Annotated in this window: 23 protein-coding genes and 1 pseudogene; 17 read left to right on the top strand and 7 right to left on the bottom strand. The window is 70.1% G+C overall.

Annotated elements, in window-relative coordinates; translation table 11 throughout:
* Positions 1-158 precede the first annotated feature (158 nt).
* Positions 159-779 carry a GTP-binding protein EngB gene (gene engB, locus EPY72_RS08560; protein ID WP_134668826.1) on the top strand — a complete coding sequence of 207 codons (621 nt, stop codon included), beginning with the start codon at positions 159-161 and terminating at the stop codon, positions 777-779.
* A gap of 52 nt (positions 780-831) precedes the next feature.
* On the opposite strand, the gene EPY72_RS08555 is transcribed toward engB, so the two are convergent.
* Positions 832-1,164 (bottom strand): DUF7344 domain-containing protein, encoded by a 333-nt coding sequence (locus EPY72_RS08555; RefSeq protein WP_135806139.1) that lies wholly within the window; start codon positions 1,162-1,164, stop codon positions 832-834.
* 560 nt (positions 1,165-1,724) lie between these two features.
* On the opposite strand from EPY72_RS08555, the pseudogene EPY72_RS20055 reads away from it, so the two are divergent.
* A pseudogene (locus EPY72_RS20055) lies at positions 1,725-1,907 on the top strand (helix-turn-helix domain-containing protein); the annotation flags it as partial.
* A gap of 172 nt (positions 1,908-2,079) precedes the next feature.
* Complete coding sequence (locus EPY72_RS19810; RefSeq protein WP_244605547.1) at positions 2,080-2,526, top strand: phospholipase D-like domain-containing protein; 447 nt, start codon at positions 2,080-2,082, stop codon at positions 2,524-2,526.
* Between the two features lie 18 nt (positions 2,527-2,544).
* Here the strand turns inward: EPY72_RS19810 and ddh are convergent, their stop codons facing one another.
* Positions 2,545-3,477: a D-2-hydroxyacid dehydrogenase gene (ddh, locus tag EPY72_RS08545; protein WP_135806138.1), complete on the bottom strand. Its 933-nt coding sequence runs from the start codon at positions 3,475-3,477 to the stop codon at positions 2,545-2,547.
* 771 nt (positions 3,478-4,248) lie between these two features.
* On the opposite strand from ddh, the gene EPY72_RS08540 reads away from it, so the two are divergent.
* Both EPY72_RS08540 and EPY72_RS08535 read left to right on the top strand, forming a co-directional pair.
* Positions 4,249-4,860 carry a TetR/AcrR family transcriptional regulator gene (locus tag EPY72_RS08540; protein ID WP_134668819.1) on the top strand — a complete coding sequence of 204 codons (612 nt, stop codon included), beginning with the start codon at positions 4,249-4,251 and terminating at the stop codon, positions 4,858-4,860.
* A complete protein-coding gene (locus tag EPY72_RS08535) occupies positions 4,857-6,125 on the top strand; it encodes an MFS transporter (RefSeq protein ID WP_134668817.1) in 1,269 nt (422 codons plus the stop codon). The genes EPY72_RS08540 and EPY72_RS08535 overlap by 4 nt, the downstream gene beginning before the upstream one ends.
* 18 nt (positions 6,126-6,143) lie before the next feature.
* Here EPY72_RS08535 and EPY72_RS19970 read toward each other — a convergent pair whose 3' ends face one another.
* The gene (locus tag EPY72_RS19970; protein ID WP_280177976.1) at positions 6,144-6,272 is read right to left on the bottom strand and encodes a hypothetical protein; all 129 of its coding nucleotides are present in this window, start codon (positions 6,270-6,272) and stop codon (positions 6,144-6,146) included.
* A 242-nt stretch (positions 6,273-6,514) separates the two neighbouring features.
* Here EPY72_RS19970 and EPY72_RS19345 point away from each other — a divergent pair, with 242 nt between their 5' ends.
* Positions 6,515-6,691 (top strand): DUF7501 family protein, encoded by a 177-nt coding sequence (locus tag EPY72_RS19345; protein ID WP_167599392.1) that lies wholly within the window; start codon positions 6,515-6,517, stop codon positions 6,689-6,691.
* Between the two features lie 27 nt (positions 6,692-6,718).
* Here EPY72_RS19345 and EPY72_RS08530 read toward each other — a convergent pair whose 3' ends face one another.
* Positions 6,719-7,990 carry an eIF2B alpha/beta/delta subunit family protein gene (locus tag EPY72_RS08530; RefSeq protein ID WP_135806137.1) on the bottom strand — a complete coding sequence of 424 codons (1,272 nt, stop codon included), beginning with the start codon at positions 7,988-7,990 and terminating at the stop codon, positions 6,719-6,721.
* Between the two features lie 159 nt (positions 7,991-8,149).
* On the opposite strand from EPY72_RS08530, the gene EPY72_RS08525 reads away from it, so the two are divergent.
* Together EPY72_RS08525 and EPY72_RS08520 are read left to right on the top strand one after the other, a co-directional pair.
* Entirely contained in the window at positions 8,150-8,914 is a 765-nt protein-coding gene (locus tag EPY72_RS08525; RefSeq protein ID WP_135806136.1) for a coenzyme F420-0:L-glutamate ligase, read from the top strand.
* The gene (locus tag EPY72_RS08520; protein WP_135806135.1) at positions 8,901-9,887 is read left to right on the top strand and encodes a 5,10-methylenetetrahydromethanopterin reductase; all 987 of its coding nucleotides are present in this window, start codon (positions 8,901-8,903) and stop codon (positions 9,885-9,887) included. The genes EPY72_RS08525 and EPY72_RS08520 overlap by 14 nt, the downstream gene beginning before the upstream one ends.
* On the opposite strand, the gene EPY72_RS08515 is transcribed toward EPY72_RS08520, so the two are convergent.
* Complete coding sequence (locus EPY72_RS08515) at positions 9,844-10,050, bottom strand: DUF8024 family protein (RefSeq protein ID WP_134668809.1); 207 nt, start codon at positions 10,048-10,050, stop codon at positions 9,844-9,846. The two genes, EPY72_RS08520 and EPY72_RS08515, sit on opposite strands and share 44 nt — an antisense overlap.
* Positions 10,051-10,207: 157 nt before the next feature.
* On the opposite strand from EPY72_RS08515, the gene EPY72_RS08510 reads away from it, so the two are divergent.
* The 5 genes from EPY72_RS08510 (at position 10,208) to yciH (ending at position 15,259) form a co-directional block, all read left to right on the top strand.
* Complete coding sequence (locus tag EPY72_RS08510) at positions 10,208-10,441, top strand: DUF7573 domain-containing protein (RefSeq protein WP_134668807.1); 234 nt, start codon at positions 10,208-10,210, stop codon at positions 10,439-10,441.
* Between the two features lie 155 nt (positions 10,442-10,596).
* Positions 10,597-11,586 (top strand): AAA family ATPase, encoded by a 990-nt coding sequence (locus EPY72_RS08505; RefSeq protein ID WP_135806134.1) that lies wholly within the window; start codon positions 10,597-10,599, stop codon positions 11,584-11,586.
* Between the two features lies 1 nt (position 11,587).
* The gene (locus EPY72_RS08500) at positions 11,588-12,628 is read left to right on the top strand and encodes a DUF58 domain-containing protein (protein ID WP_135806133.1); all 1,041 of its coding nucleotides are present in this window, start codon (positions 11,588-11,590) and stop codon (positions 12,626-12,628) included.
* Complete coding sequence (locus EPY72_RS08495) at positions 12,625-14,868, top strand: transglutaminase TgpA family protein (protein ID WP_244605546.1); 2,244 nt, start codon at positions 12,625-12,627, stop codon at positions 14,866-14,868. Before EPY72_RS08500 ends, EPY72_RS08495 begins: the two co-directional genes overlap by 4 nt.
* Before the next feature lie 97 nt (positions 14,869-14,965).
* Positions 14,966-15,259: a stress response translation initiation inhibitor YciH gene (yciH, locus tag EPY72_RS08490; protein WP_134668801.1), complete on the top strand. Its 294-nt coding sequence runs from the start codon at positions 14,966-14,968 to the stop codon at positions 15,257-15,259.
* 68 nt (positions 15,260-15,327) lie between these two features.
* Here yciH and EPY72_RS08485 read toward each other — a convergent pair whose 3' ends face one another.
* Positions 15,328-15,687 carry a rhodanese-like domain-containing protein gene (locus EPY72_RS08485; RefSeq protein WP_135806132.1) on the bottom strand — a complete coding sequence of 120 codons (360 nt, stop codon included), beginning with the start codon at positions 15,685-15,687 and terminating at the stop codon, positions 15,328-15,330.
* A 160-nt stretch (positions 15,688-15,847) separates the two neighbouring features.
* Here EPY72_RS08485 and EPY72_RS08480 point away from each other — a divergent pair, with 160 nt between their 5' ends.
* Positions 15,848-16,147 (top strand): DUF7562 family protein, encoded by a 300-nt coding sequence (locus tag EPY72_RS08480; protein WP_134668797.1) that lies wholly within the window; start codon positions 15,848-15,850, stop codon positions 16,145-16,147.
* Positions 16,148-16,260: 113 nt separating this feature from the next.
* On the top strand, positions 16,261-17,568 hold the full coding sequence (locus EPY72_RS08475; protein WP_134668795.1) for a ribonuclease catalytic domain-containing protein: 1,308 nt from the start codon (positions 16,261-16,263) through the stop codon (positions 17,566-17,568).
* Here EPY72_RS08475 and EPY72_RS08470 read toward each other — a convergent pair.
* Positions 17,565-18,068, bottom strand: coding sequence for a GNAT family N-acetyltransferase (locus tag EPY72_RS08470; protein ID WP_135806131.1), 504 nt, complete (start codon positions 18,066-18,068; stop codon positions 17,565-17,567). The two genes, EPY72_RS08475 and EPY72_RS08470, sit on opposite strands and share 4 nt — an antisense overlap.
* A 103-nt stretch (positions 18,069-18,171) precedes the next feature.
* Between EPY72_RS08470 and EPY72_RS08465 the strand changes: the two genes are divergently transcribed.
* Positions 18,172-18,840, top strand: coding sequence for a uracil-DNA glycosylase (locus EPY72_RS08465; RefSeq protein WP_135806130.1), 669 nt, complete (start codon positions 18,172-18,174; stop codon positions 18,838-18,840).
* A gap of 87 nt (positions 18,841-18,927) precedes the next feature.
* Positions 18,928-21,633, top strand: coding sequence for a M14 family zinc carboxypeptidase (locus EPY72_RS08460; protein WP_135806129.1), 2,706 nt, complete (start codon positions 18,928-18,930; stop codon positions 21,631-21,633).
* Positions 21,634-21,651: the final 18 nt, after the last annotated feature.

Here is a 21,651-nt window from a genome sequence, read left to right as displayed (position 1 = left end):
AAATAAGCCCGGAAAGCGATCGAACGGGGCTCGGCCGACCGTTCGCGGCCGGAACGTCCGTTCGCGGGCGCCGGCTCAGCGTCCGCGAGGACCGTCCGATCGGGGACGCCTTCCGCGGGAACCGCGCCCGTTAAACCTCGCCGACCCGAAGCGAAGGTATGTTCGAGAGCCGACCGGACCGGGGAGCCGAGGTGGTCTTCGTCGGGCGGTCGAACGTCGGCAAGTCGACACTGATGCGCGAGCTGACCGGTCACAGCTTCGACACGGGCGGCAAGCCGGGGGTGACCCGCTCGCCGAACCACTACGACTGGGCCAGCGAGGACTTCGTGCTCACCGACCTCCCGGGGTTCGGGTTCATGTCGGGGGTCTCCGAGGAGCGCCGCGAGGAGATCAAGACCGACATCGTCCGGTACGTCGAGGACAACGCCGACGAGATTCTGGTCGGGGTGCTCGTGGTCGACGCCAAGAGCGCCGTCGACATCATCGACCGCCACTCGGGCGGCGAGGAGGTGCCTTACGACGTCGAGATGTTCTACTTCCTCCGGGACGTCGGGATCCCGGTCGTCGTCGCGGTCAACAAGATGGACAAGGTCGACGACGACGACGAGCGGCTGAACGAGCTCTGTGACCGGCTCGGGCTCCACCCGCCGTGGAAGCAGTGGCGGGACACGATCGCGCCCATCTCGGCGAAGCGCGGAAACGTCGACGCGCTGAACGAGGCCGTGAAGACCCAGCTCCACGAGCACAAGCGCGACGACCTGCTGAAGTTCTTCTCCTGAGCGCGCCGGTCGCTCGCCCGACCCGGACGGCCGGCTCTATCCCGCGATCGTGTCACCGTTCGGCCTCGAACGTCGCCAGCGCCGCCAGCAGTTCCTCGACCGACTCGTCGGCCTTGTATCGCACCGTTCCCGACCGGGAGTCGTACTCGACCAGATCGCAGTCGGCCAGCGTCGGCAGGTGGACGTGGTGGAGTTCGACTCTGGCAGGATCGGTCGACGGCGACTCCCCGCCGCCGTCGGCCCGCGCACTGGCGACCTTACAGCACAGTACTTCGATGTCCGCGACCGCCGTCTCGGTCGCGACGAAGTGTTCGAGCACCGCGCGCCGCTCCCGGCTGGCAAGCGCTTTCAGTTCGCGTTCTGTGCGGTCGGAGCCGTTACTCATGTGCGCCCTCCGAGCGGTGAATCACTGCTCGTTCGTCCGCGGAGGAGTCCCTGACCCAAATAGGTGGTTTTACTCCGCGTTCGTACACAAACGTGCTTCGTCGACTCTCGAGTCCTGTATCGACGTCGTAACACGCTCTACACCGTCGTTCGCACTGTTACTCGATTACTCACACAGATGTGGCGTACGGGTCCTCGCCACCGGACCGGCGCGCCCGTAGGCCGTCGCTCGGTGGTAGCGGTCGCTCGGACGTCGCAGGCAGGGCTCAGGCCGCTCCGCAGAAACCTGCCACGGAGTGGCAGGTAGCGCGCGGTACGCGGTGGTTGGGACACTGCTACCCGCGCGCTGATTACCGATTCAGCCCGCGAACCTATGTAGTTTGTGTGATTAACTGAGTTAATCTATTCTCGGCGAGTTCCGACGCCCGTCACACGAGTCGGGCGACCGATATCGGCCGTCCGCTCCGTTCCAGCCGCCGAAAACCCGAAAGAAGAACAAGACTAAACGTCACGGGAGTATACATCCGCTATCTCCGGGACAGCCCCGGTGGTTGGGACACTATGGCTGAAACCGATAGACAAGCGGAGGCCGCTGGACTGCTCCAGCAACTCGGCCTCAAAGAGTACGAAGCGAAGTGTTTCGTCGCCCTGACGCGGATGGAGAAGGCGACGGCAAAAGAGATCAGCGACATCACCGACGTGCCCCGGACCCGAGTCTACGACGCGATACGGGTCCTAGAAGCGCAGGGACTCGTCGAGATACAGCACACGAACCCGCGCCAGTACCGGGCCGTGAGCCTCGAGGAGGCCGCCCAGACGCTCCGTCGCCAGTACCAGTCCCGCGTCGACGAACTCCAAGACGCGTTGGAGACGATCGAGCCGGCCGAGATCAGCGACGAGTCGGTGACCCCACGAGGTGTGGTCGCTGTCGGGGACCGGCGGGATCACGAGCCGGACCCTCCAGTTGCTCGAAGACGCCGAAAACGAGGTCGTGTTCATCGCCAGCGAGGAGTCGCTCGCGACCGACGAGACGGTCGAGGCGCTGGCCGACGCCGCCGCCCGCGGCGTCGACGTCCTCATCGGGACGGTGACCGAATCACTGCGGGAGGAACTGGCCGAGCGCGTCCCCGACGCCGAAATCTTCCGTTCGGAGCTGGAGTGGCTCCACGCCGACGCCGAGAGCGGAGTGGCGATCGGTCGGATGTTGCTGGTCGACCAGAGCACGATCCTGCTGAGCTCGTTCGAGGAGGAGAGCCGCGAGGAGAAGGCCATCTTCGGTCGGGGGTTCAAGAACGGGCTGGTGATCATCACGCGGCGGCTGATGGCGACCGGACTGCTCGCGACCCGCGACCCCGAGGAGTGAGGGCGTCGGCGCTGGCGGTCAGACGACGCGGTTCGTCAGCTCCCGGCCGGCCGCGGCCCGTTCGAGATTCTCGCCAACCAGATCGGCGATGTCCCGGTAGTAGTCCCGCGTGGCGGCCGCCCGGTGGGGCGTGACGACGACCTCCTCGAAGTCCCAGAGCGGCGACTCCTCGGGCAGGGGCTCGGTCTCGAACACGTCGAGGCCCGCGCCCGCGATCTCGCCGTCCCGGAGCGCGTCGATCAGTTCGTCCTCGACGACGACCGGTCCACGGGCGACGTTGAGGAGGTAGGCGTCCTCGCGCATCGCCGCCAGCTCCTCGCGGCCGATCAGTCCCTCGGTCTCGTCTGTCAGGGGCACCGCGAGCGCGACGAACGTCGCGTCGGCGATCGCCTCCCGGAGGTCCTCGGGCGCGGAGACGGCCTCGGTGTGGGGCGTCGGCTCGCCCGACCGCCGGACCCCCGTGACCCGCATGCCGAGGGCGTCGGCGCGCTCGGCGATCCCCCGCCCGAGGGTGCCGAGCCCGACCACACAGAGGTGCTCGCCGGCGAGCGTGAACGGCTCGTCCCACGCGGGGTGGGCCCACTCCTGATCGCGCTGGGCGCGGACGTAGGCGTGGAGCCGGCGCGCGAACGACAACATGAGCCCGACGGCGAACTCCCCGACGCTGGCGTCGTGGATCCCCGTGCTGTTGGTCAGCGCGACGCCCGCCGCCTCGAAGGCGTCGAACGGGAACCGATCGACGCCGGCCTGAATCGAGTGGACCCACTCGAGATCGGCGTCGAGGAAAGCGTCGGTGTGGGCGAACGTGACGACCGCGTCGCAGTCCGCGATCCCGTCGGCGTCGGCGACGATCCGGACGTCGGCGACCGCCCCGGAGAGTTCCTCGCGGAGTCGCTCGGGCGGGAAGACCGCGCTGACGGAGTCGTGGACGCCGAGTCGCTCGATGTGCATACCGACTCATCGACCCCACCGGGGATTCAAGCTTCGGGTCACGGAAGGCGGCTCGGATGAAAAGGCCTCGTCACAAGGGGCTCGGTGGGGGTAACCCTCGTCACTGCCGCCGACAGCGAGTAGAACGCTCGACGTGAAAAGGCTCACGCAGTGCGAGCCGCCGTCCCGCGCGGCGGCCCCGACGGCGCCTGACGTCCCCGTCCGACTCCCGACGCCCCGGCGCGACCCCTCGGACTACGATACGGATGCCTTTCGAGCGATTGCTGGACGATCAGGCTCGTCTCTCCTTGTATTGTTCATACACTGCTAGCAAACACCGAGTGTACTACCGTGTTTGAAGAAACGGTTTTGTAGGGGCGCGCCGAACGGATTGGGTACGGAGGTGACCCGACACACGGTTCGGAACCCGTCCGGCGTCCCGTCTGATCGAACCGGACTCACGGCAACCGACGGAACCATCCGCCGCTCGGTGGTCCAGGCCGCGACCGTCATCGCGCGGCCCGGTTCGGAAGCGCCACCGAGGTGAACCCGCCACGAGTCGGCCGACGGACGAGCGCGGCCGTCGCCTCGAACGGCCGCGTTCGTCCGCTCGCGTACCGACCGCCTCGTTTTCACCGCGTTTGCGACTCGGCGCCCCTCCGAAGAGACGGCCGATCGCCGCGCACGCGAGCGCCGGGACCGGTGGGCCGGCGACCGGACGGCGGAGCGACCGCGCAGACCGCGAGCGCGAACGCGAACACCTTTCTACGATGGGTTAACTAACTAGTCAGTATGAGCGACGACGACCGAGCGCCCCCCGACACCCGGACCGCGATCATGGAGGCCACCTACGATGCGGTCTGCGAGCACGGGTACGCCGACCTCACGATGCAGGACATCGCCGACGAGTTCGACAAGACCAAAGCCGTGTTGCACTACCACTACGACACCAAAGAGGACCTGCTGGTCGCGTTCCTCGACTTCCTGCTCGATCGGTTCCTCGACGCCGTCGAGGCCGAGACCGGCGACGACCCCGAGGAGCGCCTCGTGGCGCTGGTCGACGCGCTGTTGCTCGGCGCCCACCAAGGCCGGTCTGGGACCGACCACTGGGAGTTTCACACCGCACTGCTGGAGATTCGGGCTCAGGCCTCGCGCAACGACGCCTTCCGCGAACAGCTCACCACCAACTACCGCTTCGTCGCCGACACCGTACGGACGGTGATCGAGGACGGCGTCGAGCGCGGGACGTTCCGATCGGTGGACCCCGACCGGACCGCGACGTGGCTGTTGGCGACCATCAACGGCGCGCGGCTCCACCAGGTCACGCTGGACGCCGACGTGGCCGAGGACGTGCGGGACTTCGTCGTCCACGACTGGATTCCGTGGCTCCGGGAGGCCGAATGAGCCGGCTGTTCGGCGCCGAAGACCCGAGCGTCCCGTACGTCGTCGGGAGCCTCATCGCGGGCGTGTTCCTCGGCGGGCTCGGCGGCGGGGTCGCGTTCCCGACAATCCCGTCGCTCGGTCCGATCATCGGCATCTCGCCGTTCCTCGTGGGCGTCATCCTCTCGATCAACCGGTTCACGCGACTGCTGTTCAACACCCCCGCGGGCCAGATTCTCGACAGGATGGGGACCAGACGCCCGATGATCCTCGGCTTCTTCGTCCAGGGGCTGGTCCCGTTCGGCTACGTGCTCGGGCTCAATCCCGGCCCGATCCCGCTCGACAGCGCCACCATCTTCCTCGTCTCGCGGGCGACGTGGGGGCTCGGGTCGGCGTTCGTCTTCGTCGGGGCGTTCAGCACCATCACCCACATCACGACCCCCGAGAACCGCGGCAAGTGGGTCGGCTACATGCGGGGCGGCCAGAGCCTCGGCTTCCCGGCGGGGCTCGTCGTCGGGGGACTGGTCACCGACGCGTTCGGCTACACCGAGGCGTTCCTGACCGCGGGCGTCGCGGCCATGTTCGCCGCGGTCGTCGCGGCGCTCGTGCTCCCGGACGTCAACGCCGACGTGTCGGCCACGAGCAGTCTCCGAGACCTCCCGGCGCTGGTGGGCGCAGACAGCCGCATCTTCACCGTCGGGGCGATCAACTTCGTCGTCCGGTTCCTGTTCGCGGGGGTGTTGCTGTCGACCGTCGTGCTGTACGCCGAGGAGTACGGCATCGGCATCGGATCGCTGTCGGGCGTCGGCGCGAGCGGGCTCGTGATGGCGGTCAGCGTGCTGGGATCGAGCCTGACCACGCTCGTGGTCGGGCGCTACTCCGACCGGCTCTCGAACCGGGCGGCGCTCAGCCTCCCCGCGCTCGCCGTCTTCGCCGCCGGGTTCGCGGTGCTCGCGCTGGTCCAGACGCTCGAATCGACGCTGATCGGGGTCGCGCTCATCGGGATCGGCGTCGGCGGGACGAACCCGCCGTTGCTCGCGTATCTCGGCGACATCAGCCCCGACGACGACGTCGGCAAGCTCGGGGGCGTCTACAACGTGTTCGGCGACCTCGGGTCGACGCTGGGCCCGCTGGTGGCGCTCCCGTTCGCGACCGCGTTCGGGTTCACGGTCGAGTATCTGGCGTGCGTCGGCCTCGTCGGGGTCGCCGGCGCGCTCGCGGCCCGGACGCTGTACGGCGACACCGCCGCGCCCGGGGCGGGGCCGGCGGCCGCGAACGGCGACGATTGAGTCGAAAAGAGCAGTCGGTCAGTCCGCGCTGTGGGGCGGGACGTAGCTACAGTCGGTACAGCCCCACGAGCCGGCGTCGAACGAGAGGACGCCGCGACATTCGGGACAGCGGTACGTTTCGGCGGTGGTCGGAGGGGTCGTTGCCATTAGGCGAGTCCAGCGCGCCGGCGGATAAGAAGGTTGTTATAATTCTGGCTGTAGAATATAAGGACGTATAGAGACGACTGTAACGATCATTTCTCGACGTTTTCGGAGACTGTGGAGCATAGCTGATGAGTTATCCGGAATGCGATAATCTCGACGAAGCATATTAGGGTGATATAATCACATGAATTTCAATATAGTGTTTGTCGAAAGGATTCATACGTCTGGTCGCCCCCGTGTCGGCTATGGCAACGAGCGAAACCTGGGACGACCCGAACCGCTGTCCGTTCTGTGGCGACGCGCTCGCGTCGCCCGGCGCCGGCTTCCTCGCACACGTCGCGGAGGCGCCCGAGTGCGAGGACCGCTTCGACGCGTGGCGCGACCGCGTCGGCGGCGACGTCGGCGGCGGCTGGAGCGGGTGAGCGACCCGGTCGACGTCGCCCGCGAACTCACTCGCGCCACGCCGACAGCGCCCGGAGCTCCTCGGCGACGGCCGACACCTCGGCGGGCGCCAGCGCGCCCCGCTCGGTGAGAATCGCCGAGACGAGGTCGGCTGGCGTCGCGTCGAACGTCGGATTCAGCGCCGAGACGTCGGCGGCGCCGTCGTAGACCGCGGTCGGATCGCCGTCCTCGAGCCGGACGGCGTCGTCGGTGCGGACCTTGTCGGTCGAGGCGACCGCGTACACCGGAACGTCCTCCCGGTCGGCCGCGAGCGCCGCCGGGCGCGTGCCGGTCTTGTTGACGACCGTCCCGTCGGGCAACACCGCGTCCGCTCCGACCACGAGGGCGTCGACCGACTCGGTCGCCAGCACGTACGCGACCGCGGCGTCGGTGTGGAGGGTGACCTCGGCGTCGCCGGCCAGCGCCTCCGCGACGCCGACCCCCTCGCGGGCGGGACGCGACTCGGCGACGAACACGCGGTCGGCCGCGGGGAGCGCCGCCCGGACGGTGCCCGACCGAGAGATGGTGAGCGCCGTCCCGTCCCGAATCTCCTCGGCGGCGCGGGCGGCGGCGTCCTCGTCGACCCGAAACGCCCGGGCGATCCCCTCGCGGGCCGCCGCCTCGAGCGCCGCCGGCGTCCGGTCGTCGGCCGCGGCCGCCATCGCGCGGTCGACGCGGTTCGGGACCGCCGCCATGCTCGGTCGGGCCTCGCACAGTCGCTCGGCGATGGCGACCAGCGCGGGCCAGCCGCCGGCTTCGAGGTCCGTCGAGTCGCGCGCGGCGAACGACCCCGCACGGTCGCGCAGGACTTCGAGCGCGCGGACCGAGAGGATCGCCGAGCCGCGTTCGGCGTCCTCGGCGACCGCATCGACGGTCGGAGCGACCCGCGAGTACGACGTCCAGAGCTGTGGGACCGTCTCGCGCCGCAGGATCTCGGTGGGGTGGGCCCACTCGGTCTCGGCCGTCTCCCAGTTGGGGTCGACGTCGCGGCGCTCGCAGTCGAAGAGGTACGGGTGGACGACCCACCGGGTGTCGAGGTCCTCGTCGGTGAACTCGAAGGTGACGCCCCTCCGCGCGAGCTCGCAGGCGTCGAGGAGCCCGGTCTCCTCGGCGATCTCCTCGCGGGCCGCGGCGTCCGCGCTATCGTCGGACTCGCCCCCGACGTGGCCCGCGACGCCGCCCCACAATCCCGCGTACGAGCCGACCTCGGCCGAGCGCTTGAGCAGGAGGACTTCCCCGCGATTCCGGAGAAAGCAGGTGACGACGCTGGTCTCGTCCATGCGCGGGCGTTCGGCCCCGAGAGGTTTGAACCGTTGGGTGTCCGCGACGAGCCCCGGCCGTCGGCGTCGCGGACGGCTCGAATCCGGTCGAGGGCGTGGGAGGGGTAGGCCTTGCCCGTTTCGGGCGGGTTTTTATCGCCGACGGCCCAACGTCCGGTCATGGACGTGTTCGCAGTGCCGGGCCTGCCCGAGGTCCGGCCGGGCGACGACCTCGCGGCCCTCGTCAAGGAGCGGACCGACCTCCGGGACGACGACGTACTGGTAGTGGCGAGCACGGTGGTCTCGAAGGCGGAGGGGCGGCTCGCCGACCTCGAGGACTTTCCGGCCGGCCCCAGAGCCCGGGAGATCGCCGACCGACTCGCGTCGATCTCCGGCGACGAGAAAGACCCCCGGTTCGCACAGGCCGTCCTCGAAGAGAGCACCGAGCTCCTGATGGAGGCGCCGTTTCTGCTCACCGCCACGAAGTTCGGCCACATCGGGGTCAACGCCGGGATCGACCGGTCGAACGTCGGCGGCGACGCCGACCTGCTGTTGTTGCCCGAGCGCCCAAGCGAGAGCGCCGCCCGCATCCGGGAGGCCCTCCGGGCCGACCCCGGCGTCGTGGTGACCGACACCTGCGGGCGGCCGTTCCGCCACGGCCAGCGCGGGGTCGCGATCGGGTGGGACGGCGTGCCGGCCTCCCGGGACTGGCGCGGGGAGACCGACCGCGACGGCCACGAACTCGCGGTCACGGTCGAGTCGGTCGTCGACGAACTCGCCTCGGCCGCGAACCTCGTCACCGGCGAGGGCGACGACGGCCTCCCGGTCGCGGTGGTCCGCGACTGGGAGTTCGGCGACCACGGCGGGAGCGAGAACCTCTACCGCGACGTCGACGGGGACTTCGTGCGCCAGGCGCTCAGGGGGTGGGAGTTTGCGGGGCATTGAGATCACGCCCGAGCACCCGATCTCGGAGCTCGCCGAACTCGGCCGGACCGCCGAGCGCGAGGGGTTCGACACCGTGTTCGCGAGCTGTCACTACAACAACCGCGATCCGTTCGTCGTGCTCGACCGGATCGCGGCCGCCACCGACGAGGTCCGGGTGGGCCCGGGCGTCGCCAACCCCTACGAGACCCACCCGGTGACCCTCGCCTCGCGGATCGCCACCCTCGACGAGGCCAGCGACGGCCGGGCGGTCTGTGGACTCGGCGCGGGCGACCGCTCGACCCTCCGGAACCTCGGCTACGACCGCGAGCGGCCGCTCCGGCGCGTGCTCGAAGCGATGAAGGTCTCCCAGAAGCTCTGGGCCGGCGAGTGCGTCGACCACGACGGGACCTTTGAGGCGACCGACGCCGCGCTGAACTATCCAGACGCCGTCGGGCGCGTCCCCGCCTACGTCGGCGCACAGGGGCCACACATGATCCGGATGGCGGCCAAGCACGCCGACGGCGTGCTGGTCAACGCCGCCCACCCGAAGGACTTCGCGTGGGCCGACGAGCAGGTCGCGGCCGGCCTCGACGACCGGCCCGACGACCGCGGCGCGTTCGACTTCGCGGCCTACGCCAGCGTGAGCGTCGCCGAAGACGACGACGACGCCCGCGAGGCCGCCCGGCCGCCGGTCGCGTTCATCGTCGGCGGGGCGGCCCCGCCGGTGTTGGAGCGTCACGACATCGACGCCGAGCGCGCGGAGGCGATCGGCGAGAAAGTGGCGGCAGGCGAGTTCTCGGCGGCGTTCGAGGCGGTGACCCCCGCGATGATCGACGCCTTCTGCATCGCCGGGACCGTCGACGGGGTCGCAGACAGGATCGCCGAGGTGTTGACCTACGCCGACAGCTTCGTCGCGGGGTCGCCGCTCGGTCCCGATCCGGCGGACGCGATCAGCCTTGCTGGGGCGGCCTGCGACCGAGCGACTCGGGAGTGAGGAGGTCGACGACCGCGCCCGCGACGAGGTACGCCAGCATCAGCGACGACCCGGCGACGAACACGAACCCGACCAACAGCAACAGCGCCGTGACCGGCGTGTTGAGCGCCACGTCGGTGAACAGGCTGATCATGTCCAGGACGTTCTGCACGAGGTTGACCATGTGCGAACGTGTGTGGCGGGGGTACTTGTTTGCTCCGTTCGCGCGAGACGGGTCGGCCGACTGGACGACACGACGCGACCGCCTCTCGCGGCGACTCGCCGCGAGCGCGCCCGACGGCTTCGCTACGCTTACCACGCCGGCGGGCGTAGCCCGGGACGTGACCGAAGACGCATCGCTCGACGCCTTCGCCGCGTCGGGCGAAGACGACGCGGGATCGGACGCGAGCGACGGCGAGTCGAGCGCCGCCGCGGACGCCCCGAGCGTCGAGCCCGCGCGGTCGACCTACGCCTGGTCGCCCCGGGGCGGCGAGTGTGCCGACTGTGGCGAGTCGGTCGAGCGCCGGTGGCGCGACGACGGCGCGCTGGTGTGTGGCGACTGCAAGGAGTGGTAACGCGGGCGAAATCGGAGCCCTCGGGCCGTCTCGAACCGGCGAAGCCCGCCTCTCGGGACAAAGGTTTCAAAGCTGGGGAAGTAAGGTGTGGGTGTCAGGCCCACGCCGGGGCGACCGATGCGGTTCCCGTCTCCCCTTCCCGCGCCCACAAACCCATGACGGACGCCAACCCGAATCCGACACCCCCATCCCGACGAGGCGACGACTCGCCGACCCCGTTGCCGGTCGACGAGGCCGCGTCGCTCGCCGGACGCATCGTCGAGAACGTCGAGGAGGTCATCGTCGGCCACCACGACGTGACCGAACACATCGTGACAGCTATTCTCGCCCGGGGCCATCTCCTGTTAGACGACGTGCCGGGCGTCGGCAAGACGATGCTGGCGCGGTCGCTCGCACGCTCGATCGACTGCGAGTTCAAGCGGGTCCAGTTCACCCCCGATCTGATGCCGACCGACGTGACCGGCGTGAACGTCTTCGACGAGCGAAGCCGGGAGTTCGAGTTCCGGCCGGGACCGGTGTTCGGCAACGTCGTGCTCGCCGACGAGATCAACCGCGCCCCCCCGAAGACCCAGTCGGCGCTGCTCGAAGCCATGGAGGAGTCCCAGGTCACCGTCGACGGCGAGACCTATCGGCTCGACCAGCCGTTCACCGTCATCGCCACCCAGAACGACGTCGGCGGCGACCGGACCTACGAGCTTCCCATCGCCGAGATCGACCGGTTCATGAAACAGCTCACGCTCGGCTACCCCTCGCCCGAAGACGAGTCGGAGGTGCTCCGGCGAGTCACCGGTCGCCACCCGATCGAGGGGCTCGACCCGGTCGCGACCGGCGAGGAAGTCCGTCGCGCTCGCGAGACCGTCGCGGGGGTGACCGCCGAGGCGGCCGTCCGGGAGTACGTCACCCGGCTCGCGAACTACACCCGCGAGCGGGCCGACCTCGGGGTCAGCCCCCGCGGGTCGATCGCGCTCCTCCGGGCCGGACAGGCCCGGGCGGTGCTGGACGGCCGCGACTACGTGGTTCCCGACGACGTGCAGGCCGAGGCCGAGGCCGTCCTGCGCCACCGCGTCCGCACCGGAGCCGAGACCGGCGGCGCGAGCGGTGCGGCGCTGATAGCCGAGGCGCTCGAAAACGTGCCGGTGAGCTGAGATGCTGACGAGACGCGGCTGGGCGGTCGCGGCCGTCGCCGCGGTCGCGGTCGCGATGGCGGGCTGGTTCGGCGCGCGCTCGCTGAACGGCGTCGTCGCGCCCGCGGCGGTCGCGCTCGCCGCCGGATACGTTCAGCTCCGGCGCACGCCCCGGCCCGACCTCCGAGTCGAGGCGCCCGAGTACGGCTTCGCGGGCGACGCCGCCGAGGTCGCGGTGGCGTTCGACACCGAGACGCCCCTCGCGGGAGCGGTCGAGCTCACCGCGCGGGGCCCGCTCGCCCTCGCGGGCGACTCGGTCGAGACGACCGTCACCGACGAGCCGATCGCGTTCGGGCTCGAACTGCGCGAGCGCGGCGTCGGCGCCGTCGGGCCGGTCGAGCTCCGCGTCGAGGACGTGTTCGGCCTCTGGACCGCGACCCACCGGTACTCGATCCGCCGGGACGTGACGGTGTTCCCGCGGCGGCGGCGACTGACCGACGCCAACGAGCTCGCGGCGCTCGACAGGACCCTCGGGATCGACGGCCGCGACCGGTTCGACCAGCTCCGGGAGTACGAACGGGGCGACTCGCTCCGGGACGTCCACTGGAAGACGAGCGCCAAGCGGACCGACGACCTCGTCGTGATGGAGTACGAGGCCGACGACCGGCGCGGGCGGATCGAACTCCTCGCGGAGGCCGACCCCGGCCGGGCCGACGAGACGGCCGAGGCCGCCGCGAGCGTCGCGGGCTACCTGCTCGACGCCGGCGTGGCGGTCGGACTCACCCTCCCCAGCGACCGGATCGAGCCCGGAACGGGCCCCGCCCACCGGATCGCGGTGTACGCGGCGCTGGCCCGGCTCTCGGCCGGCACCGTCGTCGACTCGCGTCGGGGCAACCCGGACGTCGCCGTCGAGGGGTTCGAGGGCGAGGCGGTCCGAGTCGCCGCGGCCGGCCGGAGCGTCGAGTTCGCGCGGCTGGCGGGCCCGCCGGCCGAGCCCGCGGTGTCCCCGGGTTCCGAGCGATCGGGACGGGCCGCGGTCACCGACGGAGGTGAGCACCGGTGAGCGCCGACGCCGCGGTGGGTCGCGAACTCGAACTCGGCGACGTCGCGGTCCCGTACCACTGGCTCGCGGTCGGCTCGACGGGCGTTCTGATGGCGACGTACCTGAGCGTGCTCTACCACGTCACCGACATCGTGGGCGGGACCGCCGCGTTGACCGCGCTGGTCGTCGCGACGTTGGTCGCCGCGACGCTCGCCGCCCGCCACCTCCCGGTCAGTTACGCCGCCGCGCTGGTCGTGGGTCTGCTCGGCGCGGGGCTTGGCGGCTACTACCTGTCGGTGCCGAGCCCGTACCTCGTGGCGACCTCGACGGGCCAGATACTCGCGGACAACGTCGCCCTGCTGACCGGGCTGTCGGTCCTGCGGATGACGGAGGTCGGCGCGTGGGCGCTCGGGGTCGCCCCGGCGCTGTCGTTCGGGCCGTGGTATCTCGTGCTCCGGCGACGCTACGCGCTCGCGGTCGCCGCCGGCGGCGTCGCGCTCACTTTTTTCGTCCTGACGGGCGACGCCGGGAGCTTCGTCACGCTGGTCGGGTCGCTCGCGGCCGCGAGCGCGCTCGGGTTCGGCACGCTGGCCCGCCGGGGCGGGACCGCCGCGCAGGTCGACGCCATCGCCATCGCGCTGGTGGCGATGGTGGTGGTGTCGTCGGCGATCAGCGTCGTCCCGGGCGGCACCGCGAGCCCGATCCTGCCCGGCGGCTCGGCCGGTCCCCAGACCGTCGAGGGGAGCGTGGTCAACAACGACGAGCGGACCAACATCGTCGGCTCCATCGAGCTCTCGCCGACCGTCAGGTTCTCGGTCGAGGCCGAACGGCGGGGGTACTGGCGGGTCGGCGCGTACGACCGCTACGACGGCGACGGCTGGATTCGGACCGGCGAGGCGACCGATTACCGGGCCCAGTCGGCCCCGCCCGGCCCGAGTCGGACCCTCGATCAGACGGTGACGGTAGAGGCCGATCGGCTCGGCGCGATGCCCGCGGCGTGGCGGCCGGTCCGGCTCCGGACGGGGGCCGACAACGCGCGTGTCACCTCCGAGGGGTCGTTCGATCCGATCGGCGCGCTCCGCGAGGGCGAACAGTACACGGTCCTCAGCGAGGTCCCGGACCCGAGCGAGTCGGAGCTTCGGACCGCCGGGACCGACTACCCCGAGGAAATCGCCGAGCGGTACCGCCAGCTCCCGGCGAGCAGCGCCGACCGGATCCGCGAGCGCACCGACGAGATCGCGGCGGGCGCCGAGACGCCGTACGCGACCGCGGTCGCGATCGAGAACTGGCTCGAAGCCAACAAGGCGTACTCGCTCGACGTCGATCGGCCCGACGGCAACGTCGCCGAGAGCTTCATCTTCGACATGGAGCGGGGCTACTGCACCTACTACGCGACCGCGATGGTCGCGATGCTCCGCTCGCAGGACGTGCCCGCCCGGTTCGCGGTGGGGTACACGCCGGGCCAGCGGGTCGCCGAGAACGAGTGGGTCGTCCGCGGGCTCGACTCCCACGCGTGGGTCGAGGTGTATTTCCCCGAAATCGGCTGGGTGAAGTTCGACCCGACGCCCGGCGGGCCCCGCGCGGACACCGAGAGCCAGCGCGTCCAGCAGGCCCGCGAGCGCAACGTCTCGAACGTCGACACCGACGACAGCCAGAACGGGACGTGGACCCCGACGACGACCCAGCCCGAGGACGAGACCGGAACAGAGACGACCGACGACGGGACCGGGAGCGAGAACCTGACCGCCGTCGCGGAGTCGGGACCGGGCCAGCGACCCCAGCTCGCGCCCGATCGGGAGGTGGGCCGGACCGACTCGGCGCCGGAGATCGGAGTCGCCACCACCGAAGCCGAGGACGGCGCCGGCGACGTGCCGATCCGGCCGCCGTCGCCCGAGGAGGCGGCGCTCGGCGGGCTGGTGGTCGTTGGCCTGCTCGCGGCCGCCCGCCGGACGGGCGCGCTCGCCCGCCTCAGGCGGACGGCGTGGCTCTACTGGCAGCCCCGACGCGACCCCGACACCGACGTCGAGCGGGCGTTCGCCCGGCTCGAACACCTCCTCGCGGATCGGTTCCGCGAGCGCCGGCCGGGCGAAACCCCGCGGGAGTACCTCGACGCGATCCGGGGGATCGACCGCCGGGCCGAGCGCGTGGGCGAGATCTACGAGCGGGTCCGGTACGCCGGCGAGTCCGACCGACTGCTCGCGGATCAGGCGGTGGCGCTCGTCGACGAGTTGGTGCGCGAGCGGCGCGGGCTCGGGCGGTAACGACCGGCGAGGAGGCCCCGAGCCCGGCGCTCGACGCCGCCGAAAGGCGCAGGTAGCGACACTGTTTTGTACCCCGACAATCAATCCCTAAAATGTAATGTCGGAAGTGTGCTCGACGTGCGGGCTGCCTCAAGAGCTCTGTGTCTGCGAGGACGTCGCCAAAGAGTCCCAGCAGATCAACATCCGCATCGACGAGCGACGCTACGGAAAAGAGGTAACGATAATCGAAGGATTCGACCCGAAGGACGTCGATTTGGACAGCCTCTCGTCGGACCTGAAGTCCAAGTTCGCCTGCGGCGGGACTGTCGAGGACGACCAGATCGAGCTCCAGGGCAACCACACCGGACGCGTCGAGGATTTCCTGCGCGATAAGGGGTTCAACGTCGCCTGACCCCGCGCGGTAGGCTGTGCGGAGCGGGGCGCAGTGGCGCCACTACGGATATTTTTCGCCTTCGGCCGTCAGAACGGGCTCTCGGGTCCTTCGTCGGTCGGGGACGGCTCGGCGGCTTCGAGGTCGCCGTCCCACGCGTCGAGACCGCCGGCGAGGCTCTCGACTCGGGCGGCGTCGGACACGCCCTCGTAGGAGGCGATGAGCCGTGCGGCCTGCACGCTCGATTTGCCGTGCGGACAGACGGTAACGATGCGTTCCTCGCCGTCGAGGCGCTCGATCTCGTCGGCGAGCGCGTGAAACGGGACGTTCTCGCTGTCCGGGATGTGACCGCGGTCGAACTGCGCCGCGGGCCGGATGTCGACGATGCAGACGTCCGCGTCGGCGTCGAGGAGGTCGGCGAGTTCGTCGGGAGAGATTTCGGCGTCCATCGGATCGAGGTTGTGGGCGGATCCGAATAAGCCCCGCGGTGGGACGGCGTCGCAGGGCGCTCGGACCGGGTCGGCGCCCGGTAAGCTCTCGTTACGCTCGCGGGATCTCGTCGAATCGCTGACCGAAAACCGCAAGTAACGGCGGCGCGTGGTCGGTAGTATGTGGGGCACCCGGAGTAGCCGGGGGAACGACTCGGTCGACTGCATCGCCTGCGGCGAGACCGTCACCCGGTCGGCCGCCCGCGAGTACGACAAGGAGGGCGACCGGTGGGACCGGAAGGGAAAGACGTTCGAACATCTCTGCAAGGAGTGTCACACCGGCCTCTGTCACCAGCCCCGAGACGAACTCGAGGAGCTGTTGGTGGAGATCGACGCCGGCGAGCTGAGCGAGATCGAGTTTCTCGACCGCTACGCGCGGGCGGTCGAGGAGCGATACGGGCCGCTCGACCACGAGCGATAGCGCGGCCCGACCCGAGGGGCACGGCGCCGAGACCCCCGGCTCGGGCGAGAGCGCTCGCCGAAACGGGCGTACGCTCCGACACGCCTAACTACTCGTCCCCGTAACCGTTCGGTATGACAAGCGACGCCCAGGCCGAGGCCGGCACCCCCGAGGGACAGGGCCCGGTCGAGATCTCTCCGGAACTGGCCGACAGACTCGAAGCCCACCGCGAGGAGCTGTTCGAGAAGTTCGAGATCCGCGACGAGTTCCCCCAGTCGGTGCTCACCGAGGCCGAAAAGCGAACCGAGGACATCCAACAGGAGATACGAGACGAGGTCGACGAGCGCCGCGACCTCCGGGACATGACCACCTGGACGACCGACCCGATCGACGCCCAGGACTTCGACGACGCGCTGTCGGTCGAGGAGCGCGACGACGAGTACGTCCTGTGGGTCCACATCGCGGACGTGACCCACTACGTCGACCCCGAGTCGAACATGTGGGAGGAGGCCGTCGAGCGGGCCAACACCGTCTACCTGCCCGCCTACACCATCCACATGCTCCCGCCGGTGCTGGCCGAGACGGTCTGCTCGCTGGTGGCCAACGAGGACCGACTCGCCCACACCGTCGAGATGCACCTCGACAAGGAGAACCTCGGCTACGAGAGCATCGAGATCTACAAGTCGGTCATCGAGAGCGACGCCCGGCTCACCTACACCGAGGCCGAGCGACTGCTCGACGAGCCCGAGACCGCCGACGACCTCCTCGAAGACACCGAGGTCGACCTCGCCGAGAAGTGCGAGCTGGTCTGGGAGCTCGCCGACCGGATGCACGAACTCCGCAAGGAGGAGGGGAGCCTCGTGTTGAACCCCCGGCGGGACCGCGCCCACACCATCATCGAGGAGTGCATGCTGAAGGCCAACAAGGCGGTGACCCACAAGCTGATGTGGGACCGCGGCGTCGAGGCGATGTACCGGGTCCACCCTCAGCCGAGCCCCGACGAGTGGGGCGAAGCCCTCCAGGAGATCCAGGAGCTCGACGGCGTCTCGATCCCGGGCGAGGCGTGGGACGAGCCCCGAAAGGCGGTCAACGCGACCCTCGAAGACGCCCCGAAGCGCCAGCTCGACAAGATCCAGTGGGCGGTGATGAAGGTGATGCCGCGCGCGAAGTACATGAACGACCCGTTCGGCGGCCACCACGCGCTGAACTTCGAGATCTACGGCCACTTCACCAGCCCGATCCGGCGGCTCAGCGACCTCATCAACCACTGGATCGTCTACACCAACGACGTGCCCGAGGATCTGGTGGCGCTCTGTGACCGCGCCAGCGACAAGCAGGCCGACGCCGAGGCCTGCGAGCGCGAGTACAAGCAGTTTCTCGAAGAGGTCGGGCTCGACCCCGCGGCGGTCAACAACCGCGGCATCGAGGTCGTCGAAGACTAGAGGCCTTTCTCTCGGACGTAGTCGTCGACGGTCTCGCCCTTCAGGTCCATCTCGCGCGAGTCGACGCGCCGGTAGCCACGGCTCTCGTAGAAGGCGTTGGCCGCGTCGTTGTCCGCCAGCACCGCCAGCCGCACGCCGTCGGCGCCGCGCTCGCGGAGCCAGTCTTCGAGTCGGTCGAGGAGCGTCGACCCGATCCCCTCGTTCCAGCGGTCGGGGTGGACGTAGAGGCGCGCGAGTTCGGCTCCCGCCTCGTCGGTCGGCTCGGCGACCAGCGCCTGCCCGAAGCCGACGACCTCGTCGCCGCGCTCGGCGATCAGCATCCGGGCGTCGGCCCGCCCGATCGACGCCCGGAGGTCGGCGACGTCGTACCAGTCTGCGATCGCGGCCTCGATCGTCTCCTCGGCGACGACATCGTCGTACGCGGCCAGCCACGAGGCGCGGGCGACCCGCCGGACCGCCGGCGCGTCGTCGGGGACCGCGACGCGAACGTCGAGAGTCACGTACTCGAGACGGTCGCGCGACCCCAAATAGGTTCGGCGGGCGTGTGAACTCGGCTCACGTTCGGAGCGAAGCGTTCAGAACCGCCGAGCGCGAACGTCGCTCGTGGCCCAGTTCCCCGACTCGAAGCACGTCCTCGAACCCGGGTGTTCGCGGTGTCCGGCGCTGGTCGAGTCGCGCGAGCGGATCGCGTGGGGCAACGGCTCGTTCGACGCCGCGGTGGTGGTGGTCGGCGAGGCGCCGGCGGCAGGCGTCGAGCCGCGCTCGACCGATCACTCGAGCGGCGCCTCGCCGAGAGACGGCGACTCGGACGCCGACCGGTGGCGGGGCGGCAACTGGACCGGGAAGGCCTACACCTCCCGTCACTCCGGGCGGACGGTCCGGGAACTGTTCGCCGACGCCGGCCTCGGTCCCGAGGAGCTGTACGTCACGAACGCGGTGAAGTGTTTTCCGGAGGGCGAGGACGGGTCGAACCGCGAGCCGACCGCCGACGAGCGCGCGAACTGCCGGACCCACCTCCGAACAGAGATCGAGCGGATCGACCCCGCCGTGATCGCGACTACCGGCAAGCACGCGACCCTGTCGGTGCTCGGCGACGACGCCCCGGAGTCGTTTCTCGACGGGGTGCTCGATCCGGTCGAATCCGAGGACTTCGACGCCGCCGTCCTCCCGCTGGTCCACCCCTCCTACCAGAACGTCTGGCTCCCCCGACTCGGCTACGACCGCGAGACGTACGTCGAGGCGATCCGGGCCCGGATCGCGGCCCGCCGGTGATAGTTCCCCGGAGAGGTGTCGGGGAACGGATGCGAATTGTTATCGTTTGGACCGTCGCACAGCGTGTCTCGAAGGGAGGACAACGAGATGACACGAAACGACGATCCGACCGACGGGACGTTCGCGGACGCGCGCGTCGACAGGCGGACGTTCCTTCGACTGACGACCGCGACGGCCGGGACGCTCGCGCTCCCGGGGGCCGCGACCGCGCAGGTCGAATCGGAGAAGATGACCGACACGTACCGGTTCGTCGCCAACCACACGCCGACCGGCGACCGGATACAGACGCTACTCGAGGTGGCCGACGCGTCCGGGCTCGACCGGATCGAGTCGTTCGACTTCGACGTGCGAACGACCCGGGACCCGACGACCGCCGCGTACGCCCGTCCGACGCCCGAGCAGGTCGAGGAGTTGGTCGAACTCGACGCCGTCGAGCGCCTGCTTTTCTCGCCGGGCGCGAACGCGTTCTGGCGGCTCGGCGACTACTCGGAGGGGGTCTTTCCGCCCGCCAACGACAGCGTCGGCTTCATCTCCTTCGAGGAGATGGTACAGGGGATCCAGCACCTCGAAGCCCGACACCCCGATCGGCTCGCTCTCCGGACGATCGGTCAGACCGCCGGCTGGTACAACTTCGTCACCCGGGAGACCGAGCCCCAGGACATCTGGCTCGCCGAGATCACCAACGACGTGAACGACGCCGAGCGCTTCGAACAGAAGGAGAAGGTGCTGGTGTTCAATCAGGACAGCAGCGAGCGACAGGGGCCCGAGGCGATGTTCCGGTTCCTCGAAGACCTGCTCGAAGGCGACGAGCCGAGGGTCGAACGCCTGCTCGACGACATCGCGCTCGTGTTCCTGATCGCGAACCCCTCGGGGTGGGTGGCGAACCACACCTACTACTACAGCGGCGAGGAGGTCACCCCCGAGCAGGTCGTCCGGACCAACGAGTACAGGACGCTCCTCCCGACCGGCGCCGATCCGAACCGATCGTACCCCACGCCGGGGTACATCGACCCGGGCCACGTCCCCGCCGAACCGCACGGGGCGGACCTCGACGACGACCGCTCGGGCGTCGACCGGGACGTCCCGCCCGAGATCGCGGAGTCGGTGCCGGGCGAACTCGACATCGCGGAGTACTTCCGGACCCGCGACTACGAGAATCTGGAGTACGGCCTCGACCTCCACGGGTTTTACAGCTCCGAGTCGTTCCTCGAAGGCTTCCCCCTGAACGGCGACTACGACTTCGAGGACCTCGCGGACCTGTACGCGCTCCAGCGGTCCGTCGACGAGGCGCTCGAGGAGTCGGCGCTCGGCCAACTGATCGCCAGCGACGAACTCCAGTCGGTGTTCGAACGGTTCAACGACCGGGTGAGCGACGACGGCGAGTCGCCGCCGACGCCCGAAGACACCTACCAGTACGGGACGCTGTTCGACATTCTCGGCTACTCGACCAGCGGGGACACGATAAGCTGGCTGTCGGCGTCGCGCGAGAACGGCGGGCTCGGCGACGTCAAGACGTTCGCCACCGAGACCGTCTACTCGGTCGGCGAGTTCGTCCCCGACCTCGTCGACGCGTGGGTCGTCGGGAACGCGACCGTGATCCGGGCGGTCGCCGAGCACGCCGCGGGTGACGTGAGCGCGAGCGTCGAAACCGGCGGGGCGTCGACCGCGTACGTGGAGACCGACTCGCTCACGCGCCGCTCGGAGGACCTCCCGTACGGCGACGGCGGCGAGACCCGCTACGAGACCGAGCGAGTGGGCGTCACCCTCGACGGCGGCGGAACCGAGCGAGTACCGGTGGCGGCCACCGAGGACGCCGCCCAGCTCGCGGTCACCGTGCCCGCGCTTCCGGGCGTGAGCGTCCGGCTCGACGGGCCGACGGGCGACCGCATCGCCGGCCGGGGGCTCGCCGAGGGCGCCGACCGGCCCGAGGAGCTAGTCGTCGCGTCGCCGGCCGCGGGCGAGTGGTCGGTAGTCCTCGAACACGACGGCGGGGAGCTCCTGGAGTTCGACGTCGAGGTCGGCGTGCTCCGCGCTGAGAGCGAGAGCCCGAACCCCAGCGACGTGCTCGGGTTCGACCAGCGGTCCTACGAGGTGAGCCCGTTCGCGTTCTTCGAGGACCTCGAGGCGTCGCTCGGCGGCGGCGGGAGTACGCGAGCTGTCACCGTCGACGAAGTCGCGAGCGGCGGGCTCGTCGACGGCGACGCCCCGGCGGTCGAGAACCTCGTCGCGATCCACGCCGACGGGCGCGACGACGAGACGTACGTCGCCGAACTCGATCGGTACGTCGAGGCCGGCGGGACGCTCGTGCTCACCGACCGGGGCGTCCATCTGCTCGGCGCGATGGACGCCGATCCCGTCGCGGAGGTCGGGCCCGACGACATCAGAGACGAGACGCTGTTCACCGCCTTCCTCGGGGACCGCAACGACGACCACCCGTTGCTCGCGGGGACCGACCCCAACGCCAGAGAGATCGGGAAGTTCGTCCCGCTGGGGTACAGCATCGGCGACGACGCGCCGATGACGCTGGTCGACCCCGAGGCGTTCACCGACGCCGGGGGCACGGTCGCGGCGACTACCGCCGGCGAGTACACTCAGATAGAGCCCGGGGTCGCGGCGGGGTCGATCGCGGGCGCGGGCGAGGGCGCTGTCCACGTCGTCGGCGGACTCCTCCCGCCGGCGACCCAGGACTTCCTCCACCCGTTCGGGCTCAACGAGTACTCGGTCTCGCACCTCGGGACGAGATTGCTCGCGAACGCGCTGGGGTACGACCCGAGCGTCCGGGTCGAGACGTAGCCCCGAGCGCGCCTCGGC

It is taken from the genome of Halorussus marinus, assembly GCF_004765795.1.
GTDB classification, from domain to species: domain Archaea; phylum Halobacteriota; class Halobacteria; order Halobacteriales; family Haladaptataceae; genus Halorussus; species Halorussus marinus.
This window is presented reverse-complemented; position numbering and strand designations above follow the sequence as displayed.